General features: G+C 68.2%; 15 protein-coding genes. 8 read left to right on the forward strand and 7 right to left on the reverse strand.

Features of this window, described 5'->3' with window-relative positions; genetic code table 11:
• A partial coding sequence (locus tag ABTZ89_RS19380; protein ID WP_502949569.1) for an SAM-dependent methyltransferase occupies positions 1-645 on the reverse strand: 645 nt, incomplete at its 3' end.
• Positions 646-965: 320 nt separating this feature from the next.
• On the opposite strand from ABTZ89_RS19380, the gene ABTZ89_RS19385 reads away from it, so the two are divergent.
• Positions 966-2,315 (forward strand): FAD-dependent oxidoreductase, encoded by a 1,350-nt coding sequence (locus ABTZ89_RS19385; RefSeq protein WP_351046491.1) that lies wholly within the window; start codon positions 966-968, stop codon positions 2,313-2,315.
• A gap of 125 nt (positions 2,316-2,440) precedes the next feature.
• On the opposite strand, the gene ABTZ89_RS19390 is transcribed toward ABTZ89_RS19385, so the two are convergent.
• Positions 2,441-3,370, reverse strand: a complete 930-nt coding sequence (locus ABTZ89_RS19390; RefSeq protein ID WP_351046493.1) for a pentapeptide repeat-containing protein — start codon at positions 3,368-3,370, stop codon at positions 2,441-2,443.
• 467 nt (positions 3,371-3,837) lie between these two features.
• Here ABTZ89_RS19390 and ABTZ89_RS19395 point away from each other — a divergent pair, with 467 nt between their 5' ends.
• Complete coding sequence (locus ABTZ89_RS19395) at positions 3,838-5,295, forward strand: aldehyde dehydrogenase (NADP(+)) (protein ID WP_270951377.1); 1,458 nt, start codon at positions 3,838-3,840, stop codon at positions 5,293-5,295.
• 183 nt (positions 5,296-5,478) lie between these two features.
• Positions 5,479-5,973, forward strand: a complete 495-nt coding sequence (locus ABTZ89_RS19400; protein WP_270951379.1) for a winged helix-turn-helix transcriptional regulator — start codon at positions 5,479-5,481, stop codon at positions 5,971-5,973.
• Between the two features lie 78 nt (positions 5,974-6,051).
• On the opposite strand, the gene ABTZ89_RS19405 is transcribed toward ABTZ89_RS19400, so the two are convergent.
• Positions 6,052-6,876: a putative RNA methyltransferase gene (locus tag ABTZ89_RS19405; protein WP_351046496.1), complete on the reverse strand. Its 825-nt coding sequence runs from the start codon at positions 6,874-6,876 to the stop codon at positions 6,052-6,054.
• Between the two features lie 99 nt (positions 6,877-6,975).
• Between ABTZ89_RS19405 and ABTZ89_RS19410 the strand changes: the two genes are divergently transcribed.
• Positions 6,976-8,355 carry a lipase maturation factor family protein gene (locus tag ABTZ89_RS19410; protein WP_351046499.1) on the forward strand — a complete coding sequence of 460 codons (1,380 nt, stop codon included), beginning with the start codon at positions 6,976-6,978 and terminating at the stop codon, positions 8,353-8,355.
• A gap of 63 nt (positions 8,356-8,418) precedes the next feature.
• On the opposite strand, the gene ABTZ89_RS19415 is transcribed toward ABTZ89_RS19410, so the two are convergent.
• The 4 genes from ABTZ89_RS19415 to ABTZ89_RS19430 all read right to left on the reverse strand — a co-directional run bounded on the left by ABTZ89_RS19415 (position 8,419) and on the right by ABTZ89_RS19430 (position 12,759).
• The gene (locus tag ABTZ89_RS19415) at positions 8,419-9,648 is read right to left on the reverse strand and encodes a class I SAM-dependent methyltransferase (protein WP_351046502.1); all 1,230 of its coding nucleotides are present in this window, start codon (positions 9,646-9,648) and stop codon (positions 8,419-8,421) included.
• Positions 9,649-9,708: 60 nt separating this feature from the next.
• Entirely contained in the window at positions 9,709-11,088 is a 1,380-nt protein-coding gene (locus ABTZ89_RS19420; RefSeq protein ID WP_351046505.1) for an FAD-binding oxidoreductase, read from the reverse strand.
• Between the two features lie 260 nt (positions 11,089-11,348).
• The gene (locus tag ABTZ89_RS19425; protein ID WP_351046508.1) at positions 11,349-12,326 is read right to left on the reverse strand and encodes an adenylate/guanylate cyclase domain-containing protein; all 978 of its coding nucleotides are present in this window, start codon (positions 12,324-12,326) and stop codon (positions 11,349-11,351) included.
• Positions 12,307-12,759 (reverse strand): universal stress protein, encoded by a 453-nt coding sequence (locus tag ABTZ89_RS19430; protein ID WP_270951388.1) that lies wholly within the window; start codon positions 12,757-12,759, stop codon positions 12,307-12,309. The genes ABTZ89_RS19425 and ABTZ89_RS19430 overlap by 20 nt, the downstream gene beginning before the upstream one ends.
• Before the next feature lie 336 nt (positions 12,760-13,095).
• Here ABTZ89_RS19430 and ABTZ89_RS19435 point away from each other — a divergent pair, with 336 nt between their 5' ends.
• The 4 genes from ABTZ89_RS19435 to ABTZ89_RS19450 all read left to right on the forward strand — a co-directional run bounded on the left by ABTZ89_RS19435 (position 13,096) and on the right by ABTZ89_RS19450 (position 18,374).
• Positions 13,096-14,538, forward strand: a complete 1,443-nt coding sequence (locus tag ABTZ89_RS19435) for an amino acid permease (RefSeq protein WP_351046512.1) — start codon at positions 13,096-13,098, stop codon at positions 14,536-14,538.
• A gap of 1,187 nt (positions 14,539-15,725) precedes the next feature.
• Positions 15,726-16,658, forward strand: a complete 933-nt coding sequence (gene coaA / locus ABTZ89_RS19440; RefSeq protein WP_270951391.1) for a type I pantothenate kinase — start codon at positions 15,726-15,728, stop codon at positions 16,656-16,658.
• Between the two features lie 56 nt (positions 16,659-16,714).
• Entirely contained in the window at positions 16,715-17,530 is an 816-nt protein-coding gene (locus ABTZ89_RS19445; protein WP_351046516.1) for an SDR family oxidoreductase, read from the forward strand.
• 100 nt (positions 17,531-17,630) lie between these two features.
• Positions 17,631-18,374: a metallophosphoesterase family protein gene (locus ABTZ89_RS19450; RefSeq protein ID WP_270951394.1), complete on the forward strand. Its 744-nt coding sequence runs from the start codon at positions 17,631-17,633 to the stop codon at positions 18,372-18,374.
• The last annotated feature ends 10 nt before the right edge of the window (positions 18,375-18,384 follow it).

Genomic DNA, 18,384 nt, shown 5'->3' on the forward strand with positions numbered 1-18,384 from the left:
CGGTCCTGGCGGCGCGAGGGGAGTGGGTGACCAACGAGAAGCGCCTGCTCGCCAAGGCGGGCCTGCGCGCGGTGGACGAGGTGATCGCAGGCCTGCGGGCAGCCGCTCGTAGTAGCGGCGGATCACGTCGCGGGGCTTCTTGCTCTCCGGCACGAAGTGCACCAGCGCGACCATCATGACCGCGATCGGCTGCGAGAAGTCGAGCATCGCCTGGGTTTCCGGCGCGTCCAGGACGTCTTCGACGTCGAGGAGGTCGGCTTGCACGACGGTGGCCCGCTCGTTGTCGCCCAGGATGGTGCGGCTGTGCGCGACCGCGACCGGCTCGTTGTCCACGTAGACCACGCGGGCCTCCGGGTCGACGGCGTGGACGATCTCGTGCACGTTGCCCGCGGTCGGGATCCCGGACCCGATGTCCAGGAACTGCCGGATGCCCTGGTCCAGGCAGTAGCGCACCGCGCGCCGCAGGAAGGCCCGGTTGTTCACCGCGACCTCCTGGACGTTGGGCACCACCTTCATGACCTGGCGCCCGAGCTCGCGATCGGCTTCGAAGTTGTGCGCGCCGCCCAAGTAGAAGTCGTAGCACCTGGCCGCGCTGGGCTTCGCCAGGTCAACGCCTTCGGGGATCCAGTCCGGCCGCTCCTGCATCTCGCTAGACCTCCAGCCGTTGGTCCGCCCGGCCACCGAGGTCGTCTCTGCATCGAAGGGTCCACCGCGACCGGAACGTTGATCACACGTTGATCAGGCGGAGATCCTACTGTCACCCGGCGCACCGAGTCACGCACTCAGAGTGGGCACCCGGGAGAACCCGGTCCGGGTATGAGCATTGTCACCGCCCGCATGGCGGGATCGGGGGTAAGGGGTACCTAAGCTTGAAGGGTCTTGGTGGACGTCCACCAGGCCCACTCGTGATGGGCCAGTCAGCGAGCACTCCGGGTCGAGGACCGTTCGGGGTAGGAGGAGATGGAATGACTCGCCCACTGCGGGTAGCGATCGTCGGCGCCGGACCGGCCGGTGTGTACGCGGCCGACATCCTGACCAAGTCCGAGACCCCGGTCGAGATCGACCTGCTGGACCGGATGCCCGCGCCCTACGGTCTGATCCGCTACGGCGTGGCCCCCGACCACCCCCGCATCAAGGGCATCGTCAGCGCCCTGCACCGGGTGCTGGAGAAGCCGGAGATCCGCTTCCTCGGGCACATCGACTACGGCGTGGACCTCAAGCTGGACGACCTGCGGCACCACTACGACGCGGTCATCTTCGCCACCGGCGCGGACAAGGACCGCCCGCTGGACATCCCGGGCATCGACCTGCCGCACAGCTACGGCGCCGCCGACTTCGTCTACTGGTACGACGGCTACCCGGAGGCCCCGCGCGACTGGACGCTGGACGGGCAGCACGTCGCGGTGATCGGCGCCGGCAACGTGGCGCTCGACGTCGCCCGCGTGCTGGCCAAGCAGGCCGACGACCTGCTGAGCACCGAGATCCCGGACAACGTGCACCGCGGCCTGAAGGCCTCGCAGGTCACCGACGTGCACCTGTTCGCCCGGCGTGGTCCGGCGCAGGCCAAGTTCACCCCGCTGGAGCTGCGCGAGCTCGACCACCAGGACGACGTCGAGATCATCGTGCACCCCGAGGGCTTCGAGCTCGACGAGGCCAGCGAGGAGGCGATCCGCACCAACAACCAGGTGAAGACGATCGTCAAGACGCTGCAGGACTGGGCGCTGCGCGACCCGAAGAACAACACCGCGCGACGCCTGCACCTGCACTTCCTGCGCGCGCCGGTCGAGGTGCAGGGCACCGACCGCGTCGAGGGCTTCAAGGTCGAGGTCATGGAGCTCACCGGCGACGGCAACGTGCGCGGCACCGGCGAGTACGAGACCTACCCGGCGCAGCAGGTCTACCGCGCGGTGGGCTACCTGAGCTCGCCGCTGGCCGACATCCCGTTCGACCACGCCGCCGGCGTGGTGCCCAACGAGGGCGGCCGGGTGCTGGACCTGGACGGCGAGCACATGCCCGGCGTCTACACCACGGGCTGGATCAAGCGCGGTCCGGTGGGCCTGATCGGCCACACCAAGGGCGACGCGCTGGAGACGATCAACAACCTGCTCGCCGACCTGGAGTCGATGCCGCAGGCCGAGGAGCCGTCGAGCGACAGCATCCTGCGGCTGCTCGAGGAGCGCGGCGTGGAGTACACGACGTGGGAGGGCTGGGGTCGCCTGGACGCCCACGAGAAGGCGCTGGGCGAGGCCCAGGGCCGCGAGCGCATCAAGGTCGTGCCGCGCGACGAGATGGTGCAGATCTCCCGCGCGGAGTGACTTTTTCCCACCGAAGGGCACCTTCCGAGCAAACCCGCTCAGAAGGTGCCCTTCGTCCTACCGACGCCGGTCCCGCTGTCCTGCCACGCGTGTTGCGATCCGCAGGGCGCAAAGACCGCTCCTGATCATGAGCCCGGAGGCCAGATCGCAGATTCGTGCCCCGGCGCATCTCGCAGATTCCAAGCTCTCTCGATTTGTTTCACTTGCGAGAAGTCGGCGCCTGCGATCGACTCGACTCCATCGAAACTCACATTTTCAAAATTGATCTTACCGAATTTGGCACCACGGAGATTCGCGCCCTTTAAATCCACACCACCGAGCACCGCGCGGTTCAAATTGGCGCCGACCAGGTCGGCATCTCTGAAATCAGCATCCTTCAGAAAAGCTCCGGTGAAGTCCACGCCGTTCAGTTTCGCACCGACGAACTGCGCACCGTCGAAGCGGCACTCCTGGAATTCACTCCCCCCGAGGTCAGCACGGTTCCAGATCGTCCAGCGCGCGTAACAACCCGTTGCGACCGTACCGCGCATCACCACATCCTTGAAAGCAACCCCATCAACTTTCATTCCGGGCAGAAAAAAGGAGCGCTGACCAGGACCGCCTTGGTCTTTCAAAGGGTCGCGTGCGCGGATCACTTCCGCCGCATCCTGCGTACCCTGGATCGCCACGTACCGGGTGATGGTACCCGTGAGTCCCTTGATCTCCTCAGCACCGAGCGGCCGGGGACTGCGGAGGTACCTCTCAACACTGGCGAGGATCACTTCCTGCATTTCGGGCTCTTCGCGCATGACGTCGCGCAACAGGCCGAAGCCCTCCGCCTGATCCCTATCTTCCGAACTGTGAATCTTCCCGACAGCAGCGTTCACCACCTCCATTCGCTCCAGATCGACGCTATTTTTTTGCAACCACAGCCCGCCTACCGTGGTCGCCGTTGCCGCGAGGTTCACGACCGTGGTCAGGACTACGCCCACGATCCAGCGCCGACTCGAATTGGCGGCACCACCCGGCTCATCGGGCACCGCCTGCGGGCCAGGCGAACTCGGAACATCAACCATGATCCGAGCTTGCCCACATGATCAGCACGCGACCACGATTTCCAATTGATTAGCCCGAAAAGACGAATCGCTCCACCCTTTGAAAACCACCCAGCCGAACTGACCGGAATATTCCATCCAATCCGATCCCAGCTCCAGGTGCCGTTGAAAGCCCACGAGAAGGCACTCGCGATCTCCAAAGCCACGAGCACGTCGAAGTCGTGAGCGCGAAAGCCGGTTGGAGCCGGTTTTCGCACTCACGACAGTCCGGACATGGGCCGCAGGCGGATCGCGTGTCCCCAGCTCGCCGTTGCGAGCAGGTCTCCGGTCCGGTCGATGATCACACCGCGGTGGCCTTCGAGGTTTCGACGGCCAGGACGTCGCCGTCCGGGCTGAACTCGACCTTGCTTTATGCCGAACGCTGTCCGGCCCGTCGGCACTCTGGACGTATTACGGTGTCGGGAGACGCCACTCGCACCGCGCAAAGGATGGGCACGTTGACCGCGATCCCGGACACCACCCGAGCCGAACTCGACACCGTCCTGCAGCGGGCGGCCGACGCCGCCGAGGCGTTCGGCGCACAGGCCCCCGCCGCCCGAGCCCGGCAGATCCGCGCGGTCGCCGACGCGCTCGACGCCGCGTCGGGCGAACTGGTCCCGCTGGCCATGGCCGAGTCCCACCTCGGGGAGGGTCGGCTGACCGGCGAGCTCAAGCGCACCACCTTCCAGCTGCGCCTGTTCGCCGAGGTCCTCGACGACGGCGGCTACCTCCAGGCCACTGTGGACGGCGCGGACGCCGACTTCCCCCTGGGCGCCAAGCCGGACCTTCGCCGCGTGCTGGTGCCGGTGGGTCCGGTGCTGGTGTTCGCCGCGAGCAACTTCCCGTTCGCGTTCTCCGTCGCCGGTGGCGACACCGCATCGGCGCTGGCCGCCGGGTGCCCGGTGGTGCTCAAGGCGCACCCGGGGCACCCGCAGCTGTCCGTGCGCACCGGCGAGATCATCACCGGCGCGCTGGCCGGATCCGGCGCTCCGGACGGGGCCTTCCAGGTGGTGCTGGGCTTCGAGACCGGAACCGCGGCGTTGCAGGACCCCCGGATCAAGGCGGCGGCGTTCACCGGCTCGGTCCCGGCGGGGCGCGCGCTGTTCGACATCGCCAACTCGCGCCCGACGCCGATCCCGTTCTTCGGCGAGCTGGGCAGCCTCAACCCCGTCTTCGCCACCCCCAACGCCGTCCGGGCCCGCGGCGAGGAGATCGCCAAGGGCTACGTGACGTCCTACTCGGGCAACGCGGGCCAGCTGTGCACCAAGCCGGGCCTGCTGTTCCTGCCCGCCGACCACGGCCTGGACGAGGTGCTGGCCGAGGAGTCCAAGGCGGTGGCGGCGCACAAGCTGCTCAACGAGCGCCTGCACGAGGGCTACTGCACCCGCCGCGAGGCGGTCACCGAAGTGCCGGGCGTGCGGGTGCTCGCCGAAGGCGGCATCGACGAAGGGGCGACGCCGACGCTGCTGACCACCGACGTCGACACGCTGCTGGCGAACCGGGAAGCCCTGCTGGAGGAGGTCTTCGGCCCGCTGTCCATCGTGGTCACCTACAGCTCCGAGGACGAAGCGCGCCGCGCGGCCGAGGCGTTCGAGGGCAACCTCACCGCGACCCTGCACGCCGAGGACGACGACGCGGAATTCGCCTCGAGCCTGGTCAGCCGCCTGCGCGACCGGGCGGGCCGACTCCTGTTCAACGGCTGGCCGACCGGGGTCGCGGTCTCCCCCGCGATGCAGCACGGCGGCCCGTACCCGGCGACGACGGACGCCCGCTTCACCTCGGTGGGCACGGCGGCCATCGACCGCTTCCTCCGACCGGTGACCTACCAGAACGTCCCGCAGAACCTCCTCCCGGAACCGCTCCAGGACGAAAACCCCTGGGGTGTCCCGCAAATCCGCCACGCGTGACCTGAATCGCGAAGAGCGCCGTTCGCCGGACGGCGCTCTTCGCGTTCAGCGCTCGATCCGGTACGTGATGACGAGCGAAGCCGACCGCGCCGAGAGCTGATTGCACTTTGCAATCGGATGATTGGCAATGCGGCTCCAACCGGAGGCATAATGCAAGCAGTTCCGCAGGAGTGGGGAGGTCCGGTGAAGGACGCGCACCGTTCGGGGTGTCCGATCAACCTCGCCGTCGAAGTGCTCGGCGACAAGTGGTCGCTGGTCGTCATCCGCGACCTGATGTTCGGCAACCGCAGGCACTTCCGCGAACTGCTGCACAACTCCGAGGAGGGGATCGCCTCGAACATCCTCTCCGCGCGGCTGCAGCGGCTCACCGAGCACGGCCTGGTGTCCAAGGCCGCCGACCCCACCCACAAGCAGAAGGTGATCTACAGCCTCACCGAGCCGGCGATCCAGCTCGTCCCCGTGCTGGCCCAGCTCGGCGCGTGGGGACGCCGCCACCTGCCGGTGACGCGCGAGCTGTCCATCCGCGCGGAGCTGCTGGAGCGCGGCGGCCCCGAGCTGTGGGAGGAGTTCATGGACGAGCTGCGCGAGCAGCACCTGGGCATCCCCCGCCCGGAAGGAGCGGAGTCGGTCTTCGCCCGGCTCCAAGCCGCCTACGAAGCCGAAGTCGCCCGCGGATGATCCCTGGTCAGGCCTCGTGAGCACTTTCCGGCGCCATAGCACCGAAAAGTGCTCACGAGCCACCACCTGCGGAAAGCGTCAACGCCGGGGTCGGTAACTGGCGATCGTGACCGATGCGACCGGAGCGATGGGCTGCGGCAGAGCCGCGATCCGGGCGCGGAGGGCTTCGGGATCCGAGTGCCAGGCGCTGGGGCCCATCGCCACCACCGCCTCGGCTTCCGATGCCGCCAGGGAGAGCCTGAACTCGCAGGTCCGCTGCGAGATCAGGTCGAAGTGGTCGGCCAGCTGCTCGGTCAGGCGCTCCTGCTTGCGCTCGTCGACCTTGAGCAGGCCGAGCACGCCGACCAGGTCCGCCAGGTGCCCGGAGTTCGGCACGACCACCACGAGCCGCCCGTCCGGACGCAGGACGCGGTGCATCTCCGCGGCGTTGCGAGGTGCGAAGACGTTCAGCAACGCTGATACAGCACCGGTGCGCACGGGCAGCGTCTGCCAGGCGTCGGCGACCGCCGCGCTCATGCGCGGATGAGCCTTGGCCGCGCGGCGCGAGGCGTACTTCGAGACGTCCAGCGCGAGGCCCACGCGGTCCGAGTCCGCCAGGGCGCGGGCCAGGTAGTAGCCGGTCCCGGCACCGATGTCGACCACGCAGCCCTCGACGTCGGACACCGCTCCGGCCACCGCATCGGCTATCGGCGCGTAGTGGCCCGCGGCCAGGAAGTCCGCTCGGGCCGCGACCATCGCCGCCGTGTCCCCGACGACCTTCGTGCCGCCGGGGAGCAGGCTGACGTAGCCCTGGCGGGCGATGTCGAACACGTGGTTCGCCGCGCAGCGCAGGCTGTTGCCCGCCCGCTCCAGATCGGCACCGCAATGCGGGCAGGCCAGCACCGCCACAACCTCGTCCAGCAAACCAGCCCTCCACCGCATCGTCCGCCGTGCAAGTCTAGGAGCCTGCGCTGCAGGCGTTGCGCGATGCCGTCTGGGACGGTGAGGACGATGTGGGACTGGATGGCAGCACCGGACTACTGGGCCGCGCGGTTCGCGGTCGCGCACCTGGTCGCCATCACCTACCTGCTGGGATTCGTCAGCGCGCTGCGCCAGTTCCGGGGGCTGCTCGGCGAACGGGGTCTGACCCCCATCCCCCGGTTCCTGGCGCACGTCCCGTTCCGGACCTCGCCCAGCCTGTTCCACCTGCACTACTCCGACCGGTTCTTCGCCGGCGTCTGCTGGGTGGGCGTCCTCGGCAGCGTGCTCGCGCTGTTCGCCGACCTGGCGCCGCTGTGGGCGTGGCTGGTGCTCTGGACGGTGCTGTGGGCGCTGTACCTGTCGATCGTCAACGTCGGGCAGGTCTGGTACTCGTTCGGCTGGGAGTCGCTGCTGCTGGAGGCCGGGTTCCTGGCGATCTTCCTCGGCCCCGCCGAGATCGCGCCGCCGACGCTGGTGCTGTGGTTGCTGACCTGGCTGCTGTTCCGGGTGGAGTTCGGCGCCGGACTGATCAAGATGCGCGGTGACGCCTGCTGGCGGGACCTGACCGCGCTGTACTACCACCACGAGACCCAGCCGATGCCCGGCCCGCTGAGCCGCTGGTTCCACTGGCTGCCGCGCCCGCTGCACAAAACCGAGGTGCTGGCCAACCACTTCACCCAGCTGGTCGTGCCGTTCCTGCTGTTCGCCCCGCAGCCGGTCGCCTCGGCGGCCGGGCTGGTCGTGGTGGCGACGCAGGGCTGGTTGATGCTCAGCGGGAATTTCGCCTGGCTGAACCTGCTGACCATCACGCTGGCGTTCTCCGCGATGAGCCTGCCCCGGGCCGGACCGGCCGCCGGCCTGCCACCGTGGTTCGCCGCGCTGGTGCTGGTGCTGGCGGTGGTGTTCGCGGTGCTGAGCTACTGGCCGGTGCGCAACATGCTCGGCAAGCGCCAGGTGATGAACCGCAGCTTCAACAAGCTGCACCTGGGCAACACCTACGGCGCGTTCGGCAGCATCACCCGCACCCGCTACGAGGTCGTCGTGCAGGGCGCGGCCGACGTCGACGCCGAGTGGCGGGAGTACGGGTTCAAGGGCAAGCCCGGCGCCCCGAACCGCCGCCCACCGCAGGTCGCGCCCTACCACCTGCGCCTGGACTGGCTGATGTGGTTCCTAGCCCTGTCCCCCACCTACGGCCGGACCTGGCTGCCCGCCCTGGTCGAAGCACTCCTCCGCAACGACGACCAGGTCCTGCGCCTGCTCCGCCACAACCCGTTCCCGGACCGGCCACCGCTCCTGATCCGGGCGGACCTCTACCGCTACCGCTTCGCCACCCGCGCCGAGCACCGCGAGACCGGGGCCTTCTGGATCCGCAACCGGGTCGGCGACTTCGTCCCGCCCCTCACCCTCGACGACCTGGTGTGACCTGCGGAGACGTCCCGTGAGCACTTTGGGTCGTCATAGCAGCCCAAAGTGCTCACGGTGCTCTCACCAGGCCGGGCGGAGCGGGTAGTGGGCGTCGGTGCCGTCGAGGCGGACCCCGAGGACCTGGTGGAGCTGGACGATGTTGCGCTCGAAGCCCAGGCGGCAGGCCGCCATGTACAGGCGCCACACGCGCGCCCGGTCGAGGCCGACCTCCGCGACCGCTTCGCCCCAGTGCGCCTCGAGGTTCTCGCACCAGCCTGCGAGGGTCAGGGCGTAGTGCTCGCGCAGGTTCTCCTCGTGGCGGACCTCGAAACCGTTGTCGTTCATCGCCGACACCAGCGTGCCCACCGGTTCCAGCTCGCCGTCCGGGAAGACGTAGCGGCCGATGAACTTGCCCGGCCGCGCCCCGTGGCTGCCGTCGGGGCGGGTGATGCAGTGGTTGAGCAGCCGCCCGCCGGGCACCAGCTTGTCGCGCAAGAACGAGAAGTAGGACGGCAGCTGCGCCAGGCCGATGTGCTCGGTGAGCCCGATCGAGCTGACCGCGTCGAACCCGGTCTCGGTGACGTCGCGGTAGTCCAGGTGGCGGACCTCGGCCAGGTCGGCCAGGCCCCGCTCGGCGATGGCCTTCTGCGCCCACTGCGCCTGCTGCCGGGACAGCGTCACGCCGAGCGCGCGGACCCCGTAGTGCTCGGCCGCGTGCATCACCATGCCGCCCCAGCCGCAGCCCACGTCGAGCAGCCGCATGCCCTCCTGCAACCCGAGCTTGCGCGCCACCAGGTCGTGCTTGGTGAACTGCGCTTCCTCCAAAGTGGACGTCGCGGACGGGTACACCGCGCAGGTGTAGGCCATCGACGGTCCCAGCACCCACTCGTAGAACCGGTTGGACACGTCGTAGTGGTAGGCGATCGAGGTGCTGTCGCGGCGCTTGGAGTGCCGCCAGCCGCGCCCGCGGTGCTCGACCGCCGGCGGCTTGACCGGCCACCACAGCCGGTACCCGGCCAGCTTCACCAGCAGCTCGCGGCGCAAGCTCGGCGGGATCTCCTCCAGCGCCACCGACGGGAACGACGACAACGCCGCGTACATGTCGCCGTGCACCTCGAGCGCCCCGGTGACGTAGGCGCGGGCCAGCCCGAGCTCGCCGGGAGCCGCCGCCAGGTGCGAAAGCGCCAGCGGGGAGCGGACTTCCACGCAGACCTCGGCACCCGGCGGCCCGGTCCGGCTGCCGTCGAAGGCACGGATCTCCACCGGGGTACCGCCCCCGAGGACGCGCGCGAACACCTCTGCCCAGCCCATCAGCGAATCCCCTTCCTGGCTCAGACGACTACGCGAACCTGGCGCCAGTCCTTGCCGAAATCACCTTTCCCGGACGCACTTCTCGTACAGCCCGGGCAGCCGGTGCTGCGGGTCGTAGCGCTCCTTCAACCGCTCGTACACCGGCTGGTTGTAGAGCCGCCAGAACTCCTCCTCGGTGTAGTAGGAGTTGGAGTACAGCGACTTGTGCCCGTCGAGCTCGCCCACCACGCGCTCGATCGCCCGGTTGTGCCGCCCCGGCGCTTCGCCCCGGCGGAGCGGCACCGTGGACCAGAAGCCGACGTTGACGTACAGCTCGTCGGGATCCATCGGGTACAGCGGCCAGCCCTTGCGGTCGCGCAGCTGCACCGGGCACAGCCACACCGGGGAGATGCCGATGTCGCGGTGGAAGAACTCCAGGAACTCCGGCAGCCGGTCGACCGGGATCTCCACGTCCTGGATCACCGGCTCGTTGACGCCCCGGCCGCGCAGCACCGCGATCCGGTCGGTCACCGCGTGCTTGCGGTCCCAGGCCACGATGCGGCGGTAGACGTCGGAGCGGCGGTACTGCCGCGGCCAGAACCGCCGCGCCACCGGGTGCTGCGCGCCGAACGCGCGGGAGCACCAGAACCAGTCGGTGTCCCACCGCCACAGGTAGTCGTGGATGCTCAGGTAGTCGGTGCGCCGCTGCTGGAGGGAGCGGTAGTAGACCTGCTGCCCGGTGTAGTCGCTGGTGAACGGCGCTTCGTCCACATAGGACCCGAGCGTCAGGTACTGCTCGCGGGCGCTGAAGACGGTGCCGTCGAGGAAGTCGACCGGGTGCCCGTCGTAGCTGCGATCGCGGCAGATCTGCGCGATGGCGTCCGCGCACTCCCGCGCCGTGCCGAACCGGACGTGCTGCAACCGCACGTACGGGCGAACCTGCTCCAGCTCGATCTCCAGCCGCAGCGCGTAGCCCAGCGTGCCGTAGGAGTTGGGGAACCCGCGGTGCAGCTCGGCGTGCTCGTTGTCCGCACGGGCGCGCACGACTTCCCCGGATCCGGTGAGGATCTCCATCTCCCGCACCGATTCGTGCGGCAGCCCGCTGCGGAACGAGGTGGATTCGATGCCGAGACCGGCCACCGCGCCGCCGAGCGTGATCGTCTTCAGCTGCGGCACGACCAGCGGGATGTGCCCGGACGGCAGCAGCGCGTCGACGACGCTCTCGTAGGTCGCCATGCCCTGCACCTGCGCGGTGCGGTTGGCGGTGTCCACCTCCAGCACGCGGTCGAAGCGCCCGACGTCCAGGCCCGGACCAGCGGACGGGTCGCGGAACCGGAACAGGTTGGAGGTGGGTTTGGCCAAGCGCACCGGTGCGCCGGCGGGCAATCGCCCGTACTGCGCGACCAGAGCGGCTACGTCGTCGGAATGGCTACCCGTCACGGCTGTTCCCCGATCCGCCATGCCCCCGACTCTATTGCCGGGACTGACGGCGGGCATCCGCTTTTCCACCCGCGAACCGGGCCGCAACGGCCCGCACGACGCCGAACGCATCCGCCCGCGATCACGAAATCGCAGGTGGCGACGGCTGGCGTCGCTTATCAAACACGCTTGCTTGCAGCAAGCATGCACAGCATGAATTCGATCACATGGACTAGTCCCAGCGGCTTGACTCGCGCGCACCACGGAGTACGTCAGCAGCCCGAGGTGCGCGCCGGAGGAGATCAGTCGGCGCGGCGCAGCGCCCAGGCGCGGAGACCGCGGAAGCCCTGGACCTTGGTCGGGCCGACCGAGATCAGGCGGTAGTCCGGGTGGTCCCGCAGCGACGCCGCAAGTTCGCGGTCCACCAGCACCGACGCCGGGCGGGCCACCGAGGTCAGGCGGCTGGCGATGTTCACCGTCGAGCCGTAGACGTCGCCGAAGCGGGCCAGCACCGACCCCTGCGCGAGCCCGATGCGCAGCGGCGGCAGCAGGTCGTCCTTGGCGATCTCCTCGTTGAGCGACAACGCGATCTCGGCGGCCTCGGCGGCGGTGTCGGCCACGAACAGCACCTCGTCGCCGACCGTCTTGATGACCCGGCCGTGGTTCTCCGCGACCACACCGCTGGCCAGCGACTCGAAGCCGTCGATCAGCCGGGTCAGCTCCAGCTCGGTGAAGTCCCGGATCAGCCGGGTGTAGCCGACCAGGTCGGCGAAGCCGATCACCTGCACCCGCACGTCGGTGCCCGGGTCGCGCTCGGCGAGCTCCCGCGAGGCGCTGGCCGCCAGGTGCCGCCGCCACACGTAGTCCTGCATCTGCTCCATCACCGGCAGGATCACCGAGGCGACCTGGGCGGTGGTCTCGACGTCCACCGCGAACTTGTCGCCCAGCAGCGACTTGAAGATCCCGACCTGCCACTCGGCCAGCCGGGACATCGTCTGCGCCAGCGAGCGGGCCACCGCCGACTCCAGCTCCGGCGGGATCACCTCGGCCGAGACCAGCTCCACCAGCGAGCGCAGCGCGGCGACGTCGGCGTCGGTGAACACCACCGCCTCGTCGTCGACGTGGGCGAAGCCCATCGCCTGCCACAGCTGCTCGGCGCGCTGGACGGGGACGCCCGCGGCGGCCGCCACCTGGTCCTTCGTGTAGCGCGCGGCACCACCGAGGATGGTGCTCTCGATCTGGTTGCCGCGTGCGGTCGGCTTATCGCGTGGTTCGGACAACGAGCACATCGCATTCTGCTCGGCGCGAGACCTCGGACGGCACCGAGCCGAGGATCCGCCCCTTCAACGTGTTCAACCCGCGGCTGCCGATGACCAGCAGGTCAGCCGCTTCCTTCTCCGCTGCGGCCAGCAGCACGCCGATCGGCGCCCCGACCGCGGCGGAGGTGTCCACCAGCCGCGCCCCCGCTCCGCGGGCGACGTCGGTGGCCTCCCGCAGCGTGGCCTCGGCCGGTGCCGAGCCGACCACCTGGAAGGCCTCGTCGCCCAGCTCGTCGCGCGCCTGCTCGACGTCGCGCTCCGGCGTCGGGTAGTAGGCGCAGACGATCACCAGCCGAGCGGCCGAGTCGCCCGCGACGGCACCCGCGCGGGCCACCGCGCGCAGCGAGGGCTCCGAGCCGTCGGTCCCGACGACCACGGTGCGGTAACTGGACATCGCACTCCTACTTCCACTGGCTGATTCTGCGCCTGGCACCGGCGTGAACCCTAACGACCGCGATGCCGCCCGGTCACGGTTCGCGACGCAGCGCGTTCAGCTGTGAGCGGACCTACACGCCACGACCGGCCGTTTTGTCGAGACGGCCAAACGGAGTGGCCATCTCTCATCCGACCCCACAACATGATTGCGCTCCGCATCCGCGTAGGTTTCGCCAACAACGTGCAAACCATTCGGTGATCCAGGACACGGACGACGTTGCGCGGGACGTTCGCCGGGCCGAATCACGCCATGTACGTAACCTTTCGCGCATAGAGAACCACCAGGAGCAGAACCGTGACCGCACCACACCTCCAGCCTGGGCGGGGCATATTCCGTCGGAAGCCGATCGACTCCATCACCGAGGACACCGGTGGCGGTGGCCTGCAGAAGTCGCTCGGGTTGTGGCAGCTGACGGCCATCGGCGTCGGCGGCATCATCGGCGCGGGGATCTTCTCGCTGGCGGGTGCGGTGGCCAACGAGAAGGCCGGCCCCGCGGTGCTGATCTCGTTCCTGATCGCCGGCATCGCCAGCGCGGCAGCGGCGTTCTCCTACGCCGAGTTCGCGGGCATGATCCCCAAGGCCGGTTCGGCCTACACCTACGGCTACGCCGTGCTCGGCGAGGTCGTCGGCTGGCTGATCGGCTGGGACCTGCTGCTGGAGTACACCGCGATCGTCGCGGTGGTGGCCATCGGCATCTCCGGCTACTTCAACAAACTGCTCGGCTTGCTGCACATCGACCTGCCGACGTGGATGATGGGTGCGCCAGGCACCGAGGACGGCGCCGCGCCACCCGGCAGCTACAAGATCAACTTGATCGCGATGCTGCTGTGCCTACTGATCGCCTTCATCCTCAACCAGGGCATGAAGAGCGCGGCGCGCTTCGAAACCTTCCTGGTTTACCTGAAGGTAGCCGTGGTGCTACTCGTCATCATCGTCGGAGCCTTCTACATCAAGACCGGGAACTACGACCCGTTCTTCCCCTTCGGCTTCAGCGGCGCGGTCACCGGTGCAGCAACGGTGTTCTTCGCGGTGTTCGGGTACGACGCGATGAGCACTGCGGCGGAAGAGTCTAAGGACGCCCAGCGGCACATGCCCAAGGCGATCATGTACTCGCTAGCCATCTCGATGGTGCTGTACGTGCTGGCCTGTCTGGTGCTCACCGGCATGATCCCGTACCAGAAGATCAGCACCGAGAGCGCGTTCGCCTCGGCCTTCGCCGACGTCGGTCTGCCAGCGTTGGGCGCGATCATCGCGGTCGGCGCCATCTTGGGCATCCTCACCGTGATGTTCACGTTCATGCTCGGCGTGACCCGCGTGGGCTACGCGATGAGCCGAGACGGCCTGCTGCCACAATGGTTCGCCAAGACCCACCCGGTGCGCCAGGTACCAAGCCGCTTCACCTGGCTCATCGGCATCACCTCGGCGATGATCGCCGGCCTGCTGCCGATCGGCGAAGCCGCGGAGCTGACCAACATCGGCATCCTGCTGGCGTTCGTGATCGTGTGCGCCTCGGTGATCGTGCTCCGCTACAAGCGGCCGGACCTGCCGCGCGGCTTCAAGTGCCCCGGTATGCCGATCGTGCCGATCCTCGGGATCGCGTTCTCGATCTGGCTGGTCACCTTCCTTGACCCGGTGACCTGGCTGCGCTTCGCCATCTGGTTCGCCATCGGCCTGGTGATCTACTTCACCTACGGCTACCGCAAGTCGAAGCTGAGCAAGACCGAAGCCAAGAGCTAGCCAAGAAGCACGTGAAGGTGCTGGACACTCAGCTGTCCAGCACCTTCACGCATTTTCGACGTACGACAAAAGGTCGCCGACCTGCCAGAAACCAGCGATCCCAACCGATACGCTGGTTCAGCCACAAATCCCCTGCCTCTACTCACGCCAGCGGCGTACCGGCAGAAATATCATGGCTTGAAACTGGGCCTTGGCTAGAGCCGTTGACAGCTAGAAGCCGAAGAACGCCGAACGAAGCTGGGGCGATCTTCATCGATGCGCCCGAACGACAGAGATGGGACTGGGATTCGAATTGTCAAGTCACCGGACCCAGTCGAGAGCAAGAGCGCAATAGAGCACAAAATGAGCTACTCGCCAACCTGGAACATTCGCATCCATCAAAGGAATCAACGATTCCCTGTACCGGCTAGCGCAAAGCGCAACACCACAGTGACGCATGCCAGCAGAGGCCGCCACCGCTAACTATAGCGGCGACGACCCCTGCGGCTTTTCAAGTGCCAAACTTCAGGCAGAAAGCTCGGAAATCGATCCAAGAGCTGCGCCCAAGCACTATTATTTACACGTTTTCACAAGTTCACCAGTTTTATAGAAGGGTCGTCCGGCGTTCCGGTGCCAAACGGAGTAGCGCTTCTCCGTCATCCAACTGCGTTCGAGACGTTTCATGTGCTGGCTCACGATGTGCGCGTCCACGTACTCATACCAGTACACCTCTTTGTTACCACAATAATTGTCATAACAGGCGCGCCCAGCGTTACCCGTCTGGCAGGTTACCGGCTCTTCCAGTGGGGTCACGGCAGATGATTCCGCACCCCTGCCGGAATCCTGCGAAGCACTTGAAACCCCAGTACCAGCAAGAACAACCCCCAGCAGACAGGCAGAAAGCACTGTCACTATTCTTTTGATTCCCATGCGAGCTATTAGACCATGTCCCGCGTTCGCGACATACTACCCAACCGAGTTATATGACACATCTATTCACCAGTTTTCCCGAATCACCTGGTCCAGCTCGCCGTCCCGGTGGCCGTCCTGGCCACCGGTCGTCCGTCCGGCGGGGCACAGCGGGTCACCGCGATCGATCAAGTGTGTTCGTTGCGTCTCAGCGTGGAGTGGATCACAGCGCGGAGGGCCTTCTGGCGCTTAGGGTTCCGCACGGAGTTCCTGCCGGGCCTCAACGCTGAGGGGTGCCTGTGACGCGCGTTCGCGAACTGAGCCCATATGTCGAACTGCACCGGGACCAGTGGCGGGAACTGCGAGATTCCCTGCCGCTGCCGCTGACCGAGGACGAGCTGGTCGCCCTGCGCGGGCTCGGCGAGCAGGTCGACCTGGCCGAGGTCGCCGACGTCTACCTCCCGCTGTCGCGGCTGATCAGCCTGCAGGTGGCCGCCCGCCAGCGGCTGCACGAGTCCACCACGACGTTCCTGGGCGACGAGACGCGCGGCACCAAGGTGCCGTTCGTGATCGGCATCGCGGGCAGCGTCGCGGTCGGCAAGTCGACCACCGCCCGGCTGCTGCGCACCCTGCTGGCCCGCTGGCCCGACCACCCGCGCGTGGACCTGGTGACCACCGACGGTTTCCTCTACCCGAAGGCCGAACTGGTCCGCCGCGGCCTGATGCACCGCAAGGGCTTCCCGGAGAGCTACGACCGCCGCGCGCTGCTGCGCTTCGTCACCGAGGTGAAGTCCGGCGCCCCGGAGGTGGCCGCGCCGGTGTACTCGCACGTGGCCTACGACATCCTGCCCGACGAGCACAACGTGGTGCGCCAGCCCGACATCCTGATCATCGAGGGCCTCAACGTCCTGCAGCCCGGGCCGAGCCTGACGGTGTCGGACCTGTTCGACTTCTCCATCTACGTCGACGCGCACACCGACCACATCGCCCGCTGGTACGCGGACCGCTTCCTGACCCTGCGCAACACGGCCTTCGCGAACCCCGACTCGCACTTCCACCACTTCGCGAACCTCTCCGACGAGGAAGCCCGGGCCGAAGCGGACCACCTCTGGCGCACGATCAACGAGCCGAACCTGGTGGACAACATCCTCCCCACCCGCCCCAGGGCGACCCTGGTGCTGCGCAAGGACATCGACCACTCGATCAACCGAGTACGCCTCCGCAAGCTCTGACGGGCCCGGACAATTCGGTGGCAGCGGTCCGCGCTTCGGCCCTAGCCTGCCTCGCTGTGGACGAACTCTCGCGCGACCCGATCCCGCTGCGCGGCCGGACCGCGCTGGTGACCGGGGTCAGCCGCCGCCGGGGCATCGGATACGCGATCGCGCGGCGGTTGGCGGCCTACGGCGCCTCGGTGTTCCTGCAGCACCACCAGCCACACGACGCCGAACAGCCTTGGGGTGCCGACGATCTCGACGCGGTGCTCGCCGGTGTCGCGGAGCAGCTGGTGCCCGAGGCGCGGATCGCCGACGCCGGGGTCGACCTGGCCGAACCCGATGCGCCGCAGCAGCTCGTCGACGCGGTCGTGGCCGAATTCGGGCACCTCGACGTCCTGATCTGCAACCACGCGCGCAGCGGCGGCGACGGAGCGCTCGGCGAACTCGATGCGGCCGTGCTCGACGGGCACTGGATCGTCAACACCAGGTCGTCGATCCTCCTGGCGCAGGCGTTCGCCGCCCAGCACGACGGGCGCCCGGGCGGGCGCATCGTGTTCATGACCTCCGGCCAGCAGCAAGGCCCGATGCCCGGCGAAGTCGCTTACGCCGCGGCCAAGGGCGCGCTCGCCGAAATCACCCTGACCCTGTCCGACCAGCTGGCGGACACGGGGATCACGACGAACGCGGTCAACCCCGGCCCGGTCAACACCGGCTACCTGGACGAACCGACCTGGCGCACGATCCGCCCGATGTTCCCCCTCGGCCGCTACGGCGAACCCGACGACCCGGCCCGCCTGATCGCCTGGCTGACCACCGACGAAGCCCGCTGGATCACCGGCCAAGTCCTCAACACCGAAGGCGGCTTCGCCCGCTGGCGCCCCCGCGCTTGACCACCGCCCACGCGAGTCGCTGCCGGCGCGGAGGGCGTTCGGCGGTTGGCGAAATCGTTGGGGTTGGGGTGATCGCCGGGTGAGGATGGTGACCCGGTCGATGAGGAGGTTTCCCGTGCGGGTTGCGGTTCTGGCTGATGTGCATGGCAATGTGCCTGCTTTGGAGGCCGTGCTTCGGGACGTAGCCGCCGCTGGCGTTGACGCCGTTGTGCTGAACGGCGATATCGCCGGCGGGCCGATGCCGGGCGAGACGCTGGATCGGCTCGCCGAGCTCGGTGAGCGGGCGATCTGGGTTCACGGCAACGGCGAACGCGAACTCGTCGAGGCCTACGACCGCGTGCCCGGCCGGGTCGAAGACGAACGCACCGAGTACTGCGCATCTCGTTTGTCGCGGCAGCAACGGGATCTGATCGCGGACCTCCCGATGTCGGTGGTCCTGGACGTCACCGGGCTCGGGCCGGTCCGGTTCTGCCACGCCACGATGCGCGACGACGCCGAGATGGTGCTCGTGGACTCGTCGGTCGATCTCTACCGCGAGGCCTTCGCCGGGTCGGACGAGGCGACCGTGGTGCTCGGCCACACGCACATGCCCTTCGACCGGCTGGCCGACCGCCGCCGGTTCGTCAACCCGGGCAGCGTCGGAATGCCGTACGGCGGAACGGGCGCGTACTGGGCGCTGCTCGGCCCCGACGTCGTGCTGCGCCGCACCGACTACGACCTGAACGCCGCCGCGGAAACGCTCCGCGCAGCCGCCCCCGACTTCCCCGACATCGCCGAGTTCATCGAGGCCAACCTCCTGACCACGGCGTCCGACGCGGAAGCCCTCGCCGCCTTCTCCGCCTGATCAGGTCGTG

Source organism: Saccharopolyspora sp. NPDC002686 (genome assembly GCF_040295745.1).
Classification (GTDB): Bacteria; Actinomycetota; Actinomycetes; order Mycobacteriales; family Pseudonocardiaceae; genus Saccharopolyspora; species Saccharopolyspora oryzae.